A 19,165-nucleotide genomic window follows, 5' to 3' on the forward strand; every position below is an offset into this window, starting at 1 on the left:
CGCCACAACTTTGGGCAGGGGCAGGGGCAGGGGCAGGGGCTGCAGTGTGGTGGGTGGCGTCTCTGGGGCTGGCTGGCGGCGAGATGTGCGGCGGAGCCTCGGGCTCGCGCCCGGGCCGGAGCCCCGCGCCCCGGCGGCCGCATCCAGAGGCTCCCGCCCGGGGCTGAGAGTTGTGGCGAAGTGCGGTTGGGAGGAATCCCGACGGCATTTCGCCACGACTTTGCGAAGCGGATGCGGTGTCGGCGTCCTCGGCGTTCGCAGCGGCCTTGGGGCTAGCGGGCCGCGGGACCTCCGGGGCGAGCGGCGAACTGCGGTCCGCGTTCGGTGTCCGGGCCCGGCGTTCGCATCGAGAGGCTCCCGTCGGGGGCTGAGAGTTGTGGCGAAGTGCGGTCGGGAGGGATCCCGACGGCACTTCGCCGCAACTTTGGGCAGGGGCAGGGGCAGGGGCAGCGGCGGCGGCCTTACGCCGAGCTGGCGGCGAGGCCCGCCAGGTAGGTGACGACATCCTGCTCGCTGACGACGTCGGCGTACTTGGCGTCGAGGTCGAAGAGGGCCGCCTCGTGGGGCTCCGAACGGCGGTCGCCGACGGCATCGCGCACCACAAGCGGGATGAAGCCGTGCTGGCAGGCGTCGACGGCGGTGGCCCGCACGCATCCGGACGTCGAGAGCCCGACGAGGATGACACTGTCGCACCCGAGCACCGTCAGGTCGGTGGCGAGGGAGGTGCCGAAGAACGAGCTCGCGTACTTCTTGGAGAGGATCGGCTCGCCCTGCTGCGGGGTGAGGGGCGCCGCGATGGCGCCGAGGGGGGACCCCGTGGCGAGGGTCGCGAGACCGGCGGCCTTGCGGGCGAAGACTCCGCCGCCCGTGGGGCCCGTGTCCTGCTCGACAACCGTGTAGAGCACGGGGATGCCGGCTGCCCGCGCCGAGTGCAGCACGCGTGCGGCCGAGGCGAGTTCGTCCTCGACGCCCGCGTACAGGGGAGACGACTCGACGAGGTAGGCGTCGACGAAGTCGATGACGATGAGCGCGGGCCTCCGTCCGAAGCCGAGGCGCTGTCCGAAGCCCGCGGCCGCGTAGTCGTTGTCGGCGGAGAGGTCGCCGGAGACCTCGCCGGTGCGGGCGGTGGAGACGCCGGTTGGGGCCTCTCCCGAGACGCCGGGTGAGACATCGGCAGTGGACACGCCAGCGGATGCAGGTGCAGCTGCAGTTGTGGACGCGGTGGTCGTGGGGGTCATGGTGGTGCCCTTCGTGTGGTTGCGGGGGTGCGGGAGTTGGAAGCGGAAGCCCAGCGGGTTCACGTGGCTGCCCCGGCCTGATCATCGATACGGGCCTCGCTGCGGGATGCCTCGCGGGATCCCTCGCGGGCTTCGGCGCGCGCGCGGCGTCGCGTGGGGTGGAACCGTGCGGCGATGGCGGCCGTGGTGGCGGCGATGAGTGCGATGGCGGCGGCGGCGAGCCATCCGGTGGTCGGCCCGAAGTACTCGAAGACGAACCCCATCGCGAAGGGGCCAGCCGCGCTGCCGATGTAGGCGCCCGACTGCACGAGCCCCGTGGCCTGGGCTGCGAAGCGGGGCACGGCGTTGGATACGGCGTAGTGGAGCAGTCCGCTCCACCCCCAGCCGAGTCCGAAGGCGAGGACGACGCCGATGGCGAAGCTCCAGGGGAGGGCGAGCGCCATGCCGCCGAGGCCGATGGCGCCGGAGAGCATCATGAGCGAGACCGTGGTGAGGGTTCCTCCGATGCCGCGGTCGGCGAGCCAGCCCGCGAGGGGTCTCGCGATGATGTTCGCGAGCGAGCCGAGGCTGAGGAGGAGGCCCGCGACGGCGGCCGTGTAGCCGACGCCGATGGCGGTCGTGACGGTGAAGGCGCCGATGACGCTCGATTGGGCGGCACCGAGCCCGCTCGCGGCTGAGGCGAGGATGAGGAAGACGCGCAGGTCGCGGGGGAGCCGCTCTCGAGTGCGGCGCGTGGCGCGTGGCGTTCGTGGCGTTCGCGGCACCCGCCAGGCGAGGAACGCGACGGCGACGGCGGCGAGCGCTCCTGCGATCGCGAAGGTCCACTGCCAGCCGACCGTGAGGCCGAGGGCGGGGACGGCGAGGCCGGCGCTGAAGGTGGCGAGGGGGACCGCTCCCTGCTTGAGGCCGAACGCGAGGGCGCGCCGTCGGGTCGAGACGCCGACCCCGATGAGGGCGTTCGAGGGTGGATGCCCGAGCGAGTTCCCCGCTCCGGCGACGATGAGCCAGACGAGCAGCCACTGCCACGTCGGCGTGTGGGCGGCGATGCCGATGAGGGCGAGGCCGCCGATCGAGGAGGCCATGACCATGCCCCAGCGGAAGCCGAGCCTCGTGGAGAGGCTGCCGGCCAGCGGGGAGAGGAGCGCCGACGCACCCCAGTAGGCGGCGACGACGATGCCGAGCATCGATTCGGTGAGCCCCGTGCTGGCGCGCAGCTGCATGGACAGGCCGCCGACGAGGAAGACGGGAAGCGCGGTGACGACGGTCGTGCCGATGCCTGCGATGGTCGCGGTTCGGCCCGGGCGGCGGGTTCGCCAGACGTGCGTGGGTGCGTCGGCCGCGGGGGTGGAGTGGACCGCGGAACTGGGCTCGGGAACGCCTTCCAGCCGGGGATTCCGGGCATGCTGCTGCTCGGGCCCCGTGGTGGGCCCGGTGGTGCGCGACACGGCTCAGCCTTCGTTGGGAGCAGCGCCAGCGGTCGTGGAGGTGCCCGGTCCCTGGAGCACGGCGTTGCGGGCAGCGAGGATGTGCGAGCGCATCGCGACCTCGGCCCACAGTGAGTCGCCCGTCTGCAGGGCGGTAAGGATGTCGCGGTGGTGGTGGTTCGAGCGGATGCGGAACGTGTCGCCGTACGCCTGGTAGTTGCGGATCATCATGGGCACCTGGCTGACGCTGCGCAGGAGCGTCTGCAGCTGCAGGCTGCCGGAGACCTTCACGATGTGCTCGTGGAATTCGCGGTTGAGGCGGCCGAGCTCGACGATCTCGTCCTGGTCGCTGGCGTGGACGAGGGGATCCATCCGCTCGATACGGTCGATGAGGAGCTCGGCGTCGGCGTCGGTCATGCGGTCGGCGGCGAGGCCGGCGGCGCGGCTCTCGAGCGAGGCGCGGACGAAGTAGGTCTCGGCCATCTGCTCGGTCGTGTAGCCGATGACGGTGGCGCCCTTGTTGGGGATGTACGCCACGAGCCCCGCCTCCGCGAGGCGCTGGAGCGCCTCGCGGATGGGGGTCCTGCTGAGCCCGAACTCGGCGGCGAGCGCCTGCGCGCGCAGCACCGTATGCGGCGCGTACTCGCCGCTCATGATGCGCGAGCGCAGCTCCGCGTAGGCGAGGTCGCCTCCCGTGAGGCTCTCGGGCAGCAGCACGTGCGTCGGGGTCTCGATCATCGAACGCTCGCGAGCATCGACGAGGTGAGGAGGAACTGTCGGCGGGCGGTCTCGTCGCGGCCGAGGGCTTCCCACTCGGCGCGCTTCGCGGCGCGGCGCTCTTCGCTCGTGTCGCGGAGGGCGTTCCAGTTGCCCTCCGTCTCCTCGCCGACGTAATGGCGGGCGACGGCGCGGCGCTTCTCGGCCCAGTCGTCGAGCTCCTCGCTCGAGACCTCGCCGTTGGCGTGACCGGGCAGCAGCTCGGCGAGCAGCAGCCCGTCGTGGATTCCACTGTTCATGCCCATGCCTCCCAGCGGGTTGTTGACGTGTGCCGCGTCGCCCACGAGGAAGACGTTGCCCTTGCGGAACGTCCGCGCGACCTTGCGGTGCACTTCGTAGACGGTGACGTGCACAACAGGGTAGCCGTCGAGCTCGGGCACCACGCGTCGCAGCTGACTCACGACGTAGGCGGGGTCGGTCTGCTGCTCGGACGTGAGGGCGGGATCGCAGGGGAAGAGCACGCGCCACCCGCTGGGGTTGCGCAGCAGGACGTGCCAGTTCTCCGGGTCGGCGACGTAGTTGACGACGGCGAGGTCCTCGTGGATCTCGTGCAGGGGCAGGCTCGTCGTGATGACGAGGTAGCGCTCCGGGTAGGTGTGGCCCGAGAAATCGATGTCGTAGTGCTCGCGCACGAGGGACCGCGAGCCGTCCGCCGCGACGAGGTAGGTGCTCGTGCTGGTGCTCACGGAGCCGTCCTCGCCGCGCACGTCCACCTCGAAGCCGTCGTCGCTCTCACGAATCGCGATGACCTCGGCGCCGAGGGTGGACGTGACGTTGGGCTCGCCGGAGATGACCTGCTGGGCGGCCGCGGTGAGGCGGCTCTGCTCGACCTGGACGCGGTACGGGTAGGCCGTGTCGTCGTCGAGCACCGCGAAGTCGAGCTCGACGATCTTGCCGATCGTCGCATCCCGGAACTGGTACGAGCGGGCGATGATGCCGGCGTCGATGAGCGGCTGGGTGAGCCCGAGCTCCTCGAGCATCTCGAGCGTCGGCGGGTGGAAGGTGGATGCGCGGTGCTCGAGCGTGCTCGCCTCGCGCTTCTCGAAGAGTGCGACCGTCATGCCGCGCTTCGCGAGCTTGAGGGCGGTGGTGGTGCCGACGGGGCCGCCGCCGACGACGATGACATCGAATTGGGGGGAAGCAGTCATGGTGTGGTCCTTTGTGTGCGCTGTGGCGGTCAGAATTCGCGGATGATGGTGCCGTAGCCACCGACGGTGTCGGTGAAGCCGGCCTGCCTGAGGGTGTGCCAGACGGTGGCGGTGTTGATGGCGACGACGGGCTTCCCGAGCCAGGTCTCGGCTTCGTCGGCCATGCGGATGAACGACAGGTTCGTGCCGACCTGCACGATTGCCTCGGTCTCGGGGGTGTCGATCTCCTCGAGCACCGTGACGAGGTCGCGGGGTGTGACGCTCGCGATCGACGTCGCGGTGGGGCAGCGGAGGCCGGTGACCTTGACGACGTCGAAGCCGGCCTCGGTGAAGTACTGGTCGACCCACTCGTCGGCGACCGGCTGGTATGGCGAGAAGACGGAGATCTTCGTCACGCCGAGGGCCTCGAGGGCGGCGCGGCAGGCGGATGCGCCGGTGGTGACGGGCATGCCGCCGATCTGCTCGCTCACCTCGGTCTGGAAGGCCTCGTTGCCGGCCACGCCGCCGCTGAAGGTGGGCGCCGACATCCCCATCATCATGAGGTCGGGCTGGGCCGTCATGACGTCGCGCAGCGCCACCGACATGGAGCCCCGGATCTGCGTCTGCAGCTCCATGAAGCTCGTGTGGTCGCCCATGGCCTGCTGCTCGACGTACATGCGACCGCAGTGGAACGTGATGCCGTGGGGCGCGAGCTTGTTGACATCGTGCTCGACGACCGTGTTGGTCGATGGGACGATGACGCCGATCTTCGCGCGGTATCCGGTGACGTCTGGCATTGACGTGCTCCTTCGTGTTCGGGTGACCGCGGTGCGGGGGCACCGCGGCTGGATTGTGGAAGCTGGTGGGGCGCTCAGCTCGCGATGAGCTCGGCCGCTGGCATGCCGGCGCCGAGGCGCGTGTGTCCGCTCGTCGCGTCGTACATGTGACACGCCACGGTTCGCTCGCCGACGGGGGTGTCGGCAGGTCGCTTCGTGAGGCACACCTCCTGCGCGAAGGCGCATCGGGCCGCGAACGGGCAGCCGAGCTGTCCGGTGGCTGGGGTGGTCGGGGTTGCTTGGGAAGCAGGGGAGGGCGGAGTGGCTGACGCGGCTGCAGCCGCAGTTGCCGCCGCCGCTCTCGCCGTGCGCCGCCTGCGCTGCTCGACCGGGTCAGTCACGGGGGCTGCCGCGTTGAGTGCCGCCGTATACGGGTGCAGGGGTGCGCTGTGGACGTCACCGGCCGGGCCCTGCTCCATGATGCGTCCGCGGTAGAGCACAAGCGTGCGGTGCGAGATGTAGCGGACGACGTCGAGGTCGTGCGCGATGAAGATGTAGGCGAGGCCGCGTTCCTTCGCGAGCTGCGCGAGGAGGTTGAGGATCTGCGCCTGCGTCGACAGGTCGAGGGCGCTCACCGCCTCGTCGAGCACGACGAGCTGCGGCTGCATGATGAGGGCCCTCGCGATGCCGATGCGCTGCCGCTGCCCGCCGGAGAACTGGCCGGGGAAGCGGTCTGCTGCGGCTCGGGGGAGGCCGACCGTCTCGAGCATGTCGCGAGCCCGCGCATCCGCCTGCTTGTCGGAGAGGCGAAGGGCCGCCTGGAGCGGCTCCGCGAGGGTCTGTCCGATCGTGCGGAAGGGGTTGAGCGAGCTGTACGGGTCCTGGAAGACGACCTGCAGCTGCTTGGCGATGTCGCGACGGTTGCGGAGCAGCGAGTGCTTCGTGAGGTCGCGGCCGCCGAAGTGGATGCTGCCGTCGCTCGGCTTCTCGAGGCCCAGGATGCAGCGCCCGATGGTCGACTTGCCCGAGCCGGACTCCCCGACGACGCCGAGGATCTCGCCGGGGGCGACGGTGAAGCTCACGTCGTCGACGGCGTGCACGGTCTGCGCGCGGTTGTGGGGGTTCTTGAACCGCATCTGGAGGTGGTCGACGCTCAGCAGCTCTTCGCTCATGCGATGCTCCTCTCTTTCACGCTGGACTTCTGGGTGGCCGAGCCGGTGCGGGCCGCCTTGGCGACCTCCTCGACCCGCACGCAGCGGGCCATGCCGGAGCGCTGCTGGCCGACGGCTGGGCGCTGATCTGCGCTTGCGTTTCCGTTTCCGCGGCGCTGCAGCGTGAGGGCGACGGGGGAGGTGCGGCAGCGTTCGGTCGCGAAGGTGCAGCGCTCGGCGAAGCGGCACCCGGTCGGCCAGTCGCGAGGTGCTGGCACGGCGCCGCTGATGGCATCCATCGGCACTCCGGCGACGGCGTTGGCGGGCATCGCCGCGAGCAGAGCCCTGGTGTAGGGATGCGATGGGGCCGTGAGGAGCGTGTCGACGTCGGCCTCTTCGATGACCTGCCCGGCGTACATGACGACGGCGCGGTCGCACGTGTCCGCGACGACTCCGAGGTCGTGCGTGACGATGATGACCGCGAGGCCGAGCTCTTCGCGGAGGCGCCGCAGCAGGTCGAGGATCTCGGCCTGCACGGTCACATCGAGGGCGGTCGTGGGCTCGTCGGCGACGAGCACCTCGGGTTCGCCCGTCAGCGCCATGGCGATGGCGGCGCGCTGCGCCATGCCGCCGGAGACCTGGAACGTGTAGCTTGCGGCGGCCTGCTGCGGGTCGGGCATGCCGACGAGGCGGAGCAGCTCGAGTGCCCGCTCCTGCACTTCGCCTGCCTTGCGGCCCGTGTGGTGGGCGATGGCCTCGCGCAGCTGGGCTCCGATCGTGAACGTCGGGTCGAGGGCCGTCATGGGCTCCTGCGAGACGAGGGCGATCTTCGAGCCGCGCACGGCGCGCAGCTGCTTGTTGCTCTGCCCGACGATGTTGGTGCCGTCGATGACGATCTCGCCCTTCGAGACGCGGCCGCCTGGGGCGACGAGGCCGAGCAGGGTCTTCGCGGTCACCGACTTGCCGCATCCCGATTCGCCGACCATGCCGAGGGCTTCGCCGCGGCGCACGTCGAAGGAGACGCCCTGCACGACCGCGAACTCGCCGGTGCTGTCGGTGAACGAGACGCTGAGGTCGCGCACGGAGACGATGGCGTCGTCCACGTCCGGCTGCGGGTCGTCGACGGCAACGGGCTTGGTGGCGACGTGGGTTGCTGGCTTCTTGCGGGAGAAGGAGCGGGCGAGGGTGGTCCCGGGGCGGTTGCCGGCGAGCGCATCGCCGACGACGTTGAAGGAGAGGATGGAGAGGATCATGATGACGCCGCTCGGCACGAGCAGCCACGGGTGCAGGTAGATGAGCTCGCTGGCCTCGCTGATCATGCCGCCCCAGCTGGGCGCCGGGGGTGGGGTCCCGAGGCCGAGGAAGCCGAGGCCAGCCTGGATGAGGAGGGCGGCGCCCATCGTGATGGAGAGCTGTACGAGCAGCGGTCCGCGGATGTTGGGGAGCACGTGGCGGAACAGGATGAGGCCGGGTGCGATGCCGGCGACGTTCGCGGCATCCACGTACAGCTCTCGCCGCACCTGCAGCGTCGTGGCCCTGGCGAGGCGGACGAAGCCGTCGCTCATAGCGATGCCGAGGGTCACCATCGCGACCATCGTGTTGTTGCCGAAGGCGCCGATCACGGCCATGAGGATGACGATCGTGGGCAGGGCCTGGAAGAAGTCCGCGAAGCGGGAGACGAGGGTGTCGGTGAAGCCGCGGAAGTAGCCGCCGATCATGCCGAGGGGGATGCCGATGCCCATCGCGACGACCGCCGCGAGGACGGCTCCGCCGAGGGTCGCTGCGCCGCCGTGGATGAGCCGGGAGAAGACGTCGCGCCCGAGGTCGTCGGTGCCGAGGAGGTGCTCGGCGCTCGGCAGCTGACGCGCGAGAGCGAGGTCCTGGGCGAGCGGGTCGAGAGGGGCGACGAGGTCGGCGAAGATCACCGACAGGCCGAGGAGGGCGAGGAAGGCGAGGGCGACGACGGCTCCCGGCTTGCTGAGCAGTCTGGAGAGGGCGGTGTCGGTGCGTCGGACGCGGGTCATGCGAGCCTCGCCTTCGGGTTGATGATGCCGTAGAGGATGTCGATGACGAGGTTCATGACGAGGATCACGACGCTGAGGGCGACGACGACACCGAGCACGATGGGCATGTCGCCGAGGTTGACGGAGTCGACGACGAGCTTGCCGACGCCGGGGAGTGCGAAGACCTGCTCGATGAGCACGGCGCTGCCGAAGAGGGCCACGAACTGGAGGCCGATGACGGTGAGGACGGGGATGGCGGCGTTGCGGAGCCCGTGCAGCCATACGATGCGCCACTCGGGGAGCCCCGTCGCTCGCAGGGTCTGCATGAAGTCTCGGCCTTGCACGTCGAGCATCGCGACCCTCGCCTGGCGGGCGACCGCCGCGGTGCCCGCGATGCCGATGGAGATGAGGGGCAGCGTGATGCGGCGGAGGAACTCTGCTGGGTCCTCCGTGAAGGGCTCCCAGCCGGACGCGGGGAACATCTTGAGGTTCACGGCGAACACGAGCACCAGCAGCACGGCGAGCCAGAAGCTCGGGATGGCCTGCATGACGCCGGCTGCTCCGCGGATGATCGTGTCGAGCCAGCCGCCGCGGCTCGCGGCGAGGATGCCGAGCACGATGCCGAGCACGGTCGTGAGGAGGATGCCGCCCATCGAGAGGGTGAGGGTGACGGGGAGCCGCTCGAGCACCTGCATTGTCACCGACTGCTGGCTGAGGTAGGAGACGCCGAGGTCGCCGGTCAGGAGGCCACCGAGGAAGGCGAGGTAGCGCACGAGGATCGGGTCGTTGAAGCCCATCTCGTCACGTAGCTGGGCGCGGGCCTCCGGGGTGGCGTCGGGGCCCAGGATGGTCTGGGTCACGTCGTTCGGCATGAGGGCCACGAGGAAGAAGGCGGCCGAGACGACGAGGAAGACCATGAGCACGGTGATGCCGACTCGCCGGAGGATGTAGAGGGCCACGTGTGCTCCTTTCAGGTTGGTGATGGTGCTGGGCGGATGCGCGGGGAGGGGGCCTCCCCGCGCATCCGGTGCTGCGGGTATCGCAGTGCTGCGTGCTGGGCGTCGCGGTGCTGCGGGTGCTGCGGGTGCCGGGGTGCCTATTCGGCGGGGGTCCAGCTGAAGGGGAGCGGGAAGACCTGGCCGGCGGCGAGTTCGACGCCGCCGAGCTTCTCCGCATCCCACACCGTGTGCGTGTGGTAGAACGCGACCGGCGCGAACCAGGCGTTCTCAACGACCCACTTGTTGACCGCCTGCCACTTCGTGGCTGCCGCGTCGGCGTCGAGCTCGCTGGAGGCGTCGGCGATGAGGGCCGTCAGCTCGGGGTCGTCGGTGCCGAACGGGTTGAGCTGGGCGTTGGGGGCGAGCATGTTCATGCTGTTGACGTAGGAGTCGATGCCGCCGTTCTGCTGGCCCTGGGAGGCGCCGAACTCCTTGTTGGTGATGGCGTCGAAGTAGTCGTTCGTGCGGTCGGAGAGGGTGGCGGTGATGCCGACGGCTTCGAGGTAGGGGATGGTCGCCTCGAGGCGCTTGTTCTCGCCGAACATGGTGCGGCTGAGGATGGGGAGCTCGAACCCGTCGGCGTAGCCGGCCTCGGCGAGGAGCTGCTTCGCCTTCTCCGGGTTGTACTCGTAGTAGTCGTCGAGCGACTCGTCGTAGGCGGAGGTGAACTTGCCGAAGACGGAGGAGGTGCCTCGCTGGTAGTCGCTCCAGAGGGCGGTGCCGATGGCGTCGCGGTCGAGGGCGTAGTTGATGGCCTGCCGGACGCGCACGTCGCCGAGTTCGGGGATGACGTCGCCGCCGCGGTCGAAGAGCATGAGGCCGCCGACGTTGGACTCGTTGGAGGCGGCCGCGAAGCCCTGGGATTCGGCCTGGTCGCGCTGGCTCCACTGGGCGGAGATGATGTCGACGTCGCCGGCGAGGAGCGCGTTGAGCTGGGCGGTCAGGTCGGTGATGACGAACATGTTGAGCTCGTCGACCTGCACGTCCATGGGGCCCGCGTACTCGGGGTTGCGGATGTAGCTGTACTCGCTGTCCTCCGTGTAGGAGTCGAGGATCCACGGCCCGGAGCCGTAGGTGTCGGTGAGCAGCAGCGTCGGGTCGTCGAGGGCGGCCTGGCTGACCATCATCCCGACCGTGAGGGAGAAGGCCTCCGGCAGCGACTGGTCCGGGGTGTTGAGGTTGAACTTCAGGGTGTCCTCGTCGACGACCTCGATCGAGTCGATCGAGTTGAGGCGCGCCTGGTAGGTGCCCGGTGTCTCCTGGTAGCGCTCGAGGTTGGCCTTGATGAGCTCGACGGTCATCGGGGAGCCGTCTTCGAAGACGCTGTCGAGGCGGAAGTCCATGGTGAGCTCGGTGGGGCTCGTGTACTCCCAGGCCGTGGCGACGCCCGGCTGGAGGGCGCCTTCGGCGTCGCTCGTGACGAGGCTCTCGTAGGCGGCGGCCGCGTAGTTGAAGGCGGAGCCGCGCATGTTGGCGGCAGGGTCGAAGGTGGGGGCGCCCTCGAGCGCGGCGATGTTGACCGCGAAGGTGGCGTCTTCGGAGGCCGAGGATGATCCGGTGGAGCAGGCGGTGACGGCGAGGGTGGTGATGCCGAGCATGGCGACGGCGGTGCCGACGCGAAGTCTGTGGGAACGCATGCGCGTCCTTTCCGGGAGCGACGAGGTGAGCGGAGCTGGGAGGAGGAGCTGGGGTGCGGTGAGAAGCAGGGTGCGGTGAGGCGGTGAAGCGGTGAAGCGGTGGTGATTCGGCTATGTGCTGAGCCGGTGAGATGGACGCTAGCCGCAAACTGCATGCAATCTTGGCCAATTAGGCGGCTTTTTACGCGCTAGTAACACTCATTGCATGCAATGAAATCTCCAGGCAACATGGTGCACTCAGAGTGGAGGCAGGCCATCTGGCCCGGGGTCTCACGCGAGCCAGAAGTGGCGCTCCGGGACTCGAACACGTCGAGGAGGGCACCATGCGACCGCTGCTGACTGCAGGCGACACGGAGATCTACCGCATCGAGGAGTCGCGTTCGGCGATGCTCCCCGTCGAGGAGATGTTCGTCGATACCGACCCGCTCCGTCCGCGGATCGCCGCCCTCGGGCCGGACGACTACGACGCGAGCACCGACCGCCTCGTGATGGCGTCGAGCAGCTACGTCGTGCGCTCAGGCGGCTTCGTCGCGGTGGTCGACACGGGGGTCGGGAACGGCAAGCCGCGCATCCGGGACATGTGGAACGGGCTCGCCACGACGTGGCTCGAGCAGCTCGCCGCGATCGTCGACCCTGCTGAGGTCGACGTCGTCGTCAACACGCACCTGCATTGCGATCACGTCGGATGGAACACGGCGGCGGATGCGGCAGGCGGGTGGTCGCCGACGTTCCCCAACGCGCGCTACCTGTTCAACGAGCTCGATCGCGCCTTCATCACGGGGCCGAGCGCCAGGGGCATGTTCGAGCGCAACGGCGACTTCTGGGCCGACTCGATCGAGCCGGTGTTCCTGGCGGGGCAAGCCGACGTGGTCGAGCTTCCGCATCGGGCGTCGCCGTCCGTCGTGCTGGAGCACGCGCCCGGCGATACTCCGGGGCACATGGTCGTTCGAGTGCTCGACCCGGCGTCTGGTTCGACGGTCGCGATCATCTCCGGGGATGCGCTGCACCACGTCCTGCAGGTTGCCGAACCCGGTCTGTCGTCGAGCTTCTGCTCCATGAGGGAGGTAGCGGAGTCCACGAGGCGCGCTCTGCTTGAGGAGTGCGCGGCGACTGGTGTTCCGATGCTCGCGGGGCACGTCGCCTCTCACGAGCTGCTCTACGTCGAGTCGGACGGCGAGGGTGGGTTCGCGATCGCCGAGGGGCCGAGACTCAGCTGACGCCTCGCCTCGGGGTGTGACGAACCGCGCGCGGCCTCGACTGCTCGGCGGGTGCCGAGGTCGAGGTCGCGCGCGGCGCGTGCTTGCTGCTGGCTACTCGCTGCTGGCTACTCCACCCCGCACCATTCGGCGATGAAGAGCGCGATCGACTTCGTGATGCGGCGCACGGATTCGAGGTTCACCCGCTCGTCGTAGCCGTGGATGGCTTCGGAGACGGGGCCGTAGACGAGCGCGGGGGTGTCGGCGTACTGCACGAAGACTCGCCCGTCGAGGTAGCCGGGGGTGACAAACGATTCGAGCTTGGCGCCCCCGAACGCTGCGCTGTGGCTGCGTTCGAGCGCTCGCTCGGCGGCGCCGCCCTCTTCGAGGACGTACCCCTCGGCGTAGAAGCCGGTCTTCGTCGCGGTCGTGACGATGGGGTTGCCGTTGCCGTCTGCGGTGACGCCGTCGAGGGCGTCGGTGATCTCGGCCCACGCCGCGTCTGCGGTGATTCCGGGGTAGAGGGCGACCCGCACGTCGACCTCGCACCAGGCCGGCACGCTGGAGCCCCAGTCGCCGCCCTGGATCTTGCCGACGTTGAAGTTGATGGGGTGGTCGAGGTCCTCGAAGTAGCGGTGCTCGCCCTGCTTGGCGTTCCAGTCTGCCTCGAGCTTCCGGAGCTCGCCGATGACGTAGTAGGCGGCGTCGATGGCGTTGAAGCCGGTCTGCATCTCGCGGGGGTGGGTGGGCTTGCCGTCGACGCGGAGGCGAAGCCAGATGACGCCCGTGTTGGCGCGCACGAGCATGTCCTCCTCGGGCTCTGGGATGAGGACGGCGTCGGCTGTGTAGCCGCGCAGGTGCGCGGAGAGGGAGCCGTTGCCGGTGCATTCCTCCTCGACGACGGACTCGAAGTGGATGCGACCCGTCGGCGCGAGGCCCGCCGCCCGGACGGCGTCGAAGGCGTACAGGTTGGCGACGAGGCCTGCCTTCATGTCGCCGCTGCCGCGGCCGTACAGCCAGCCGTCTCGCACGGTCGCGTCCCACGGGGACCGCGCCCACTGGCTCTCGGGGCCTTCCGGGACGACGTCGATGTGTCCGTTCAGGATGAGCGAGCTTCCGCGCTCCTGGGGCGGGGTGAAGGTGCCGACGACGTTCTCGAGGCCCTCGTAGGAGATCTCGACTGCTCCGGCTCCCGGGTGGGCGGCGAGCTCGACGGGGTCGAGCTCCCAGCGGTCCATGGTGAGGCCGCGGCCGGCCATGGCGCCGTACAGGAGGTCCTGCGCTGACGACTCGTTGGCTCGAAGCGACGGGTGCCGGACGAGTTCCTGCGTGAAGGCGACCTGCTGGTCGAAGGCGGCGTCGACGGCGTCGAGGATGCGCTGGCGCTGCTCGTCGCTGAGGGGACTCGCGGTGGCGGTCGCTGTGGCGGGGGTCGTGACGGGAGTGGCGGCAGGGGTGGCGCTGGAGTCGATGTCGCTGTTGGTCGGTGTGGTCATGCTCTGGTCCTGCTTTCGTTTGGGGGCGCTCGCGGTCGGGCGGGGGCGCTTGTCGTTGTGTGGGGCGCTCGCGGTGGGGCGCACGCGGTCCGTGAGCTGGCGGTGTCGGTTACGCGTTGTGGTCGATCTCGACGATGTCGTCGCGGAGGCGCATCCGCTCGCCGAAGGCACCGCCGATGACGGTGACGAGGCAGATGCCGATGAGGACGAGCACGGCGGGCCAGGATGAGCCGTCACCGACGGTGATGAGTGCGGTCGCGATGAGGGGCAGGAATCCGCTGATGGCGCCGGCGAGGTTGTAGCCGAGGGAGACGCCGCTGTAGCGGAGTCGGGGCGGGAAGAGCTCCGCGAGGAGGGCCCCGGTGACGGCGTACGACAGGGTGATGAGGGCGATGCCGATGCTCACGGCTGCCGTGATGGCGATGGGGCTCTCGGTGTCGATGAGCCAGAAGAGCGGGAAGGCGGCGATGCCGGTGGTGAGCCCGCCGACGACGGTCATGCGGCCTGGGCCGAAGCGTTCGGCGAGGCGGCCGGCGAAGATGGTGACGCCGATCTGGAGGACGGCGGCGATGAGGGTCGCGTTGACCATCACCTGCCGGTCGACTTCGAGCACGTTGGTGCCGTAGGAGACGACGAAGGTGGTCATCATGTAGAACCCTCCGACGCCGAGCATGGCTGCTGCGACGGCGACGAGGAGGCGCAGCCCGGACTTGCGGAAGAGTTCGAGGACGGGGACCTTGACCTGTTCGCCGGCCGCGGCGAGCTCCTTGAAGACGGGGGACTCCTCCACCTTCAGGCGGATGTAGAGGGCGATGCCGAGGAGCGGGAACGCGAGGAGGAAGGGGAGGCGCCAACCCCACGCGTCGAAGGTCTCGGGCGGCATCATGAGCACGAGGGCGAAGGCGCCGGAGGAGACGAGGGTGCCGACGGGGGAGCCGATCTGCACGAGGGCGGCGAAGCGTCCGCGCATCTTCTCGGGGGAGTGCTCGATGGCGATGGTGGTCGCGCCGCCCCATTCGCCGCCGACGGCGAAGCCCTGCACGAGGCGGAGGACGGCGAGCATGATGGGGGCTGCGATGCCGACTGCCAGGTAGTCGGGGAGGACGCCGATGAGTCCTGTCGCGCATCCGATCATGACGATGGTGGTGAGGAGGGCTGGGCGGCGGCCGTACCGGTCGCCGATCCAGCCGAAGACGACGGCGCCGATCGGGCGGGCCGCGAAGCCGACGCCGAAGGTCGCGAAGGCGGCGAGGGTGGCGCCGGCCGGGTCGAGGTCGGTGAAGAAGAGGCGGTTGAAGACGAGGGCCGCGGCGGTGCCGAAGAGGAAGTAGTCGTACCACTCGAGGGCGGTGCCGACAAAGGCGGCGAAGGCGATGCGCCGCGCGTCCTTGAGGCTGACCTTCGGCGCGCTGGCGGGTGCGCCCGAGGCTGCGCCCGAGGCGGGGGTCTGGGTGTTGTGGGACATGGTGGCTCCGATGTTGGGGAAAGGCCTGCATGTGAACGTGCACGTCTGCGGTGACGTCGGTGTTCCTATGCAACCCCGGATCGGCGGGGTTGGGCAATCGCCAGGCCCACTCGATTGCGCGGCTAGAGTGGGCAAATGCACAATATGAGCGAGGTTTTGGCGAATGGATGACGAGTCTGTTTCGCCAGCGTTGCGGCGCGGTATCCGGTCGTGTCTCGCCGACCTCGATGAGATCACGACGCTGTACGTAAGTCAGGTGCGCACGCTGACCGGCTACGTGGAGTCGGTCATCGCGGAGCGCGACGTGCACAGCACGGCATTCACGACGCTGGGCCTCATGTTCCGTCAGCTGGGTGGGGAGCGACTCGAGGACGAGTTGCGGGCGCACTCGCGGGCCATCGGCCGGAAGCGGGTCAGGCAGGGGGTGCCGCTCGAGTCATTGCTGCGGGCGGTGCGCATGGACTTCCGGTTCATCTGGCAGGCGCTCAACGACCGCCTGCCGGGGGAAGCGGATCGCCTTTCCGACGACGTTGTCGCGATCTGGGAGGTTGTGGAAGCGCACACGACGAGCGTGCAATCGGGGTACATGCTCGAGCTTGGGCAGGTGAAGGCGGAGCTCGAGCAGGAGCAGGCGTTCCTGTTGCGCCGTCTGCTGCGGGGTGGCGTCGACGACTCGCAGCTGCACGTGCAGGCGGCGGAGGCGCTCGAGATTCCGCTCACTGGGCCGTACTGGGTTGCCGTCGCACATCAGGATGCGGCGGCCGGGTTCGCCGCGGATGTGCAGGACGTCTTCCCTGCGGCGGTGTGCCTGCGCCTGGATGGTGTCGAGTTCGCGGTGATCGCAGGTACGTCCGGTGTCTCCGGCGTGGCCGGTTCATCGGGTGCGTCGGGTTTGTCGAGTTCGTCCGGTTCGTCGGGTTCGTCCGGGTCGTCGGGTTCGTCATCTTCGTCGGGTCGGTCTGGTTCGTTGGGCGTCTCGGTGCAGCTGGCGCTCGCGGATCTGCAGGTGGGTGTTTCCCAGTCGGCGGCGACGCTGTCCTCGCTGAGTGAGATGTGGCAGTTGGCGTCCGAGCTCGCTGAGTTCGCTGTTCCGGGGCGGGCTGCCGTGCTCGCGCAGCACTGGCCGAGTCTTGTCGTGCGGAGGCTTGGGCCGGTGGCGTCGAGCCTGGCTGCGGATGCGCTCCGCGATTTTGCGCTCCTGCCTTCATCGGAACGGGATCTCCTGGTGGAAGCCGTCGAGGTGTACATGGCCTCCGGTTCGGCATCGAAGGCCGCGGGTGTGCTGTTCTGCCACCGGAACACGATCATGAACCGGCTGGCGAAGTTCGCCTCGGTGGCAGGCCTTGACCCGACGGTTCCCGATGATGCGGCCACGATCAAGGTGGTGCTTGCTGCGGCCAGGGGCCCGGAGGAGGGTCGACCGTAGGGCCCGTAGGGTCCGTAGGGTCCGTAGGGTTCGTGGGTTGGCGAGTTCGTGAGCTCGTGGACCCGTGAGCTCGTGAGCCGGTGAGCTGTGAGCCCGTGGATCCGTGAGCTCGTGGGCCGTGAGCTCGTGGGCCGTGAGCCGTGAGCCGTGAGCCGTGAGGTCCCGGTTCCCTGGTCCCGGGTCCCGGGTCCGTCGATCCGTGGATCCGTGGATCCGTCGATCCGTGGATCCGCAGGGCTCGGGGCTCTGGCCGTGGGCTGTGGGTTTGTGGGGCAGCGGTCTGCGCACCGAGGGGTAGCGTGCTTTCAGGGTCGTAGGAAGTCGAGGTTGAAGGGTTTCAAGGTCTTCGGTTGAACTGCGGTCGAGCGGCCTGGGTATTGCTGGGTGCGTATCCGCGGCGTCGGACCGTTCTGCGTGGCACGTGGTGTCCGATGGTGGGTACGACGTGCCAGCGTCCGTTGCTGCTGCGAGTTAGGGTGAGCCGTTCGCGGTGCACTTCGTGGTGGTGGAAGGAGCACAGCAGGATGCCGTCTTTCGCGTCGGTTGGTCCGCCTTCGCTCCAGGGCAGGGCGTGGTGCACTTCGCACCAGCGGACTGGTGCGCTGCATCCGGGTGCGCGGCATTGCCGGTCGCGGGTCGCGATCGCCCGGCGTTGGGCTGTGGTGAAGAGGCGTTGCTTGCGGCCGAGGTCGAGGATCTCGCCGTTGGTGTCGGTGATCGCGATGCGGATGAGTCCGTCGCACATGATCTGCGCGGCGACGCTTGGTGGGATCGGTTCTCCGGTGCGCTCGAGGTGGGGCACGTCTTCGGGGCGGGTGGCTGTGCCGTTGACACCGGCTGTCGTGGCCACGATGACGATCGTGGGTGCCTCGCCGCCGGTGCGGGGCGCGTCGGGCGACTCGGCGTAGGCGCGGACGATCATCGTGAGCGCGTCGATGCGCTGCTGCTCGATCGAGCGCGGGTCAACCAGTGGGACGTCAACGATCTCGTCCTCACCGACGTCGCCGTCGTCACGCTTGCGAGCATCGACGCCACCCCCGCAAGTACCGTCGGTGCGGCCTGCAACGGACGGGAGCTCGTCGGGTCCGAGCGCTGGGGCGGTCGGTTCCCCGCATTCTGACGCGGCCGGGAACTCCACGGCTCGGCGCGGAGAGAGGAGGGCGTCGAAGACCGAGATCAGCTGCTCGCCTTGCTCGGGCGTCGCAACGAACTTCCCTGACACCGCGCCGTCAGTGCGCCGCGCGAACCACAGGCCGCGCTCCTCGGCGATCTTGTCGGCGCGCGGCTCGTCGCCGTCGGGGTCGAGGTAGGAAACCCAGGTCGCGGCCTGCACCTCGAGGACCTTGGGTATCGCGGGCTGCTCGTCTTCCGGGTTGGCGCCGCACGCGGAGGCGACCAGCTCACCCTCGGCGTGGGCGAGCTCAACGACGTCCACGCGGTTGCCGGTGCGGTCGAGGCCCTTCGTGATCGCGGCTGCCTGCGCGACTGACATGACCGCCGAACCCACCGCTCGCGCCACTTCCGTGTACTTCGGCGGGATCGACTCACCCGTGATGCTCATCCGCTCCCGCGTCGCCGCCGCGACGTGCAGCAGGGTCTTCGCCTCGAAGGGCTTCACTGCGAGCACCTGTTCGAGCATGGCTGGGAGGTTTCGGAACCCCGATTTCCGAGCGACCGTCTCCGATCTCGGAGACTCGTCTTCGCGTCGCAAGAGTTCACCAGCTACCTCAACGAGCGCGGCGTCCAGCACGCGACGGCGAGCCGCGAGCTCGCGCAGCACAACGACGATCTCCGCGTCCGGAAGGCTTGTCAGCTGGCACCGCGCCTCGAGAAGCGCATCCACGACAGCCGTCTCCACTGACGACCGTGCCGACGACTGTCCTGACTGCGCCGACGACTGTCGACCCGATTCCTGCTCCGCCTGCGATGCCACGATAACCTCCCCCAAGATTGATTCGAGTGTAGCAACTTGGCCTGGTTCAATCAACAGTTGAGCAGGACTTTTTCCTACAAATTAGTCCTTAGTTTCGAATGCACAGGTGAAGTTTCTCAACAGGTACGCCCCGGTTTCACCGGCACGCGCTCCATCTCACGTCGCTGGAGGGAGCGCCCGGGCTGCCAGGCAGGCCCGCCTCCCGGCTCAGCAGACCACGTGCCACCGACAGTGGACCCGAGCTTCATCCCAGGCGCGTCTGGCGATAGACAGCCGGCCCGGATTCGTCCCGACTCACGCCGGACCCCTCCGGTCACGGGCATGCCCGTCCCGAAAGCGCCCGCCCCGAAGGTGCCTGCCCCCGAAGGTGCCTACTCCGGCAGTGCTCGCCTTCAAAGGTGCCTGCCCTGGCAGCGACCGACCCCGAAAGTGCCAGCCCCGAAGGTGCCTGCCCCGGCAGCGCTCGACCCCGAAAGCGCCCCGGAGGCGCTCGCCCCCGAAGGTGCCTGCCCCGGCAG

Annotated in this window: 14 protein-coding genes; 2 read left to right on the forward strand and 12 right to left on the reverse strand. The window is 69.2% G+C overall.

The window, feature by feature from the left end:
* Positions 1-461: 461 nt before the first annotated feature.
* The 9 genes from GV007_RS18020 to GV007_RS18060 form a co-directional block, all read right to left on the reverse strand.
* Positions 462-1,238, reverse strand: coding sequence for an isochorismatase family protein (locus GV007_RS18020; protein WP_160075081.1), 777 nt, complete (start codon positions 1,236-1,238; stop codon positions 462-464).
* A 59-nt stretch (positions 1,239-1,297) separates the two neighbouring features.
* Positions 1,298-2,683, reverse strand: a complete 1,386-nt coding sequence (locus GV007_RS18025; protein WP_160075083.1) for an MFS transporter — start codon at positions 2,681-2,683, stop codon at positions 1,298-1,300.
* Positions 2,684-2,686: 3 nt separating this feature from the next.
* Positions 2,687-3,400, reverse strand: coding sequence for a GntR family transcriptional regulator (locus GV007_RS18030; RefSeq protein WP_104240496.1), 714 nt, complete (start codon positions 3,398-3,400; stop codon positions 2,687-2,689).
* Entirely contained in the window at positions 3,397-4,587 is a 1,191-nt protein-coding gene (locus GV007_RS18035) for an FAD-dependent oxidoreductase (RefSeq protein ID WP_160075085.1), read from the reverse strand. The genes GV007_RS18030 and GV007_RS18035 overlap by 4 nt, the downstream gene beginning before the upstream one ends.
* Positions 4,588-4,616: 29 nt before the next feature.
* Positions 4,617-5,363: a maleate cis-trans isomerase family protein gene (locus GV007_RS18040; protein WP_160075087.1), complete on the reverse strand. Its 747-nt coding sequence runs from the start codon at positions 5,361-5,363 to the stop codon at positions 4,617-4,619.
* A 74-nt stretch (positions 5,364-5,437) separates the two neighbouring features.
* On the reverse strand, positions 5,438-6,514 hold the full coding sequence (locus tag GV007_RS18045) for an ATP-binding cassette domain-containing protein (RefSeq protein ID WP_104329997.1): 1,077 nt from the start codon (positions 6,512-6,514) through the stop codon (positions 5,438-5,440).
* The gene (locus GV007_RS18050) at positions 6,511-8,517 is read right to left on the reverse strand and encodes a dipeptide/oligopeptide/nickel ABC transporter permease/ATP-binding protein (protein ID WP_160075089.1); all 2,007 of its coding nucleotides are present in this window, start codon (positions 8,515-8,517) and stop codon (positions 6,511-6,513) included. Before GV007_RS18050 ends, GV007_RS18045 begins: the two co-directional genes overlap by 4 nt.
* Positions 8,514-9,455 carry an ABC transporter permease gene (locus GV007_RS18055; protein ID WP_160075091.1) on the reverse strand — a complete coding sequence of 314 codons (942 nt, stop codon included), beginning with the start codon at positions 9,453-9,455 and terminating at the stop codon, positions 8,514-8,516. Before GV007_RS18055 ends, GV007_RS18050 begins: the two co-directional genes overlap by 4 nt.
* Before the next feature lie 137 nt (positions 9,456-9,592).
* Positions 9,593-11,131 (reverse strand): ABC transporter substrate-binding protein, encoded by a 1,539-nt coding sequence (locus GV007_RS18060; protein ID WP_160075093.1) that lies wholly within the window; start codon positions 11,129-11,131, stop codon positions 9,593-9,595.
* A 323-nt stretch (positions 11,132-11,454) separates the two neighbouring features.
* Here GV007_RS18060 and GV007_RS18065 point away from each other — a divergent pair, with 323 nt between their 5' ends.
* Positions 11,455-12,348, forward strand: a complete 894-nt coding sequence (locus tag GV007_RS18065; protein ID WP_160075095.1) for an MBL fold metallo-hydrolase — start codon at positions 11,455-11,457, stop codon at positions 12,346-12,348.
* Positions 12,349-12,455: 107 nt separating this feature from the next.
* Here the strand turns inward: GV007_RS18065 and GV007_RS18070 are convergent, their stop codons facing one another.
* Complete coding sequence (locus tag GV007_RS18070; RefSeq protein WP_160075097.1) at positions 12,456-13,823, reverse strand: ArgE/DapE family deacylase; 1,368 nt, start codon at positions 13,821-13,823, stop codon at positions 12,456-12,458.
* 109 nt (positions 13,824-13,932) lie between these two features.
* A complete protein-coding gene (locus GV007_RS18075; protein ID WP_160075099.1) occupies positions 13,933-15,288 on the reverse strand; it encodes an MFS transporter in 1,356 nt (451 codons plus the stop codon).
* Between the two features lie 163 nt (positions 15,289-15,451).
* On the opposite strand from GV007_RS18075, the gene GV007_RS18080 reads away from it, so the two are divergent.
* Complete coding sequence (locus GV007_RS18080; protein WP_160075101.1) at positions 15,452-16,714, forward strand: helix-turn-helix domain-containing protein; 1,263 nt, start codon at positions 15,452-15,454, stop codon at positions 16,712-16,714.
* A 337-nt stretch (positions 16,715-17,051) separates the two neighbouring features.
* On the opposite strand, the gene GV007_RS18085 is transcribed toward GV007_RS18080, so the two are convergent.
* Positions 17,052-18,647, reverse strand: coding sequence for an HNH endonuclease signature motif containing protein (locus GV007_RS18085; RefSeq protein ID WP_160075103.1), 1,596 nt, complete (start codon positions 18,645-18,647; stop codon positions 17,052-17,054).
* Positions 18,648-19,165: the final 518 nt, after the last annotated feature.

The sequence above is a fragment of the Pseudoclavibacter sp. 8L genome (assembly GCF_902506465.1).
Classification (GTDB): Bacteria; Actinomycetota; Actinomycetes; order Actinomycetales; family Microbacteriaceae; genus Pseudoclavibacter.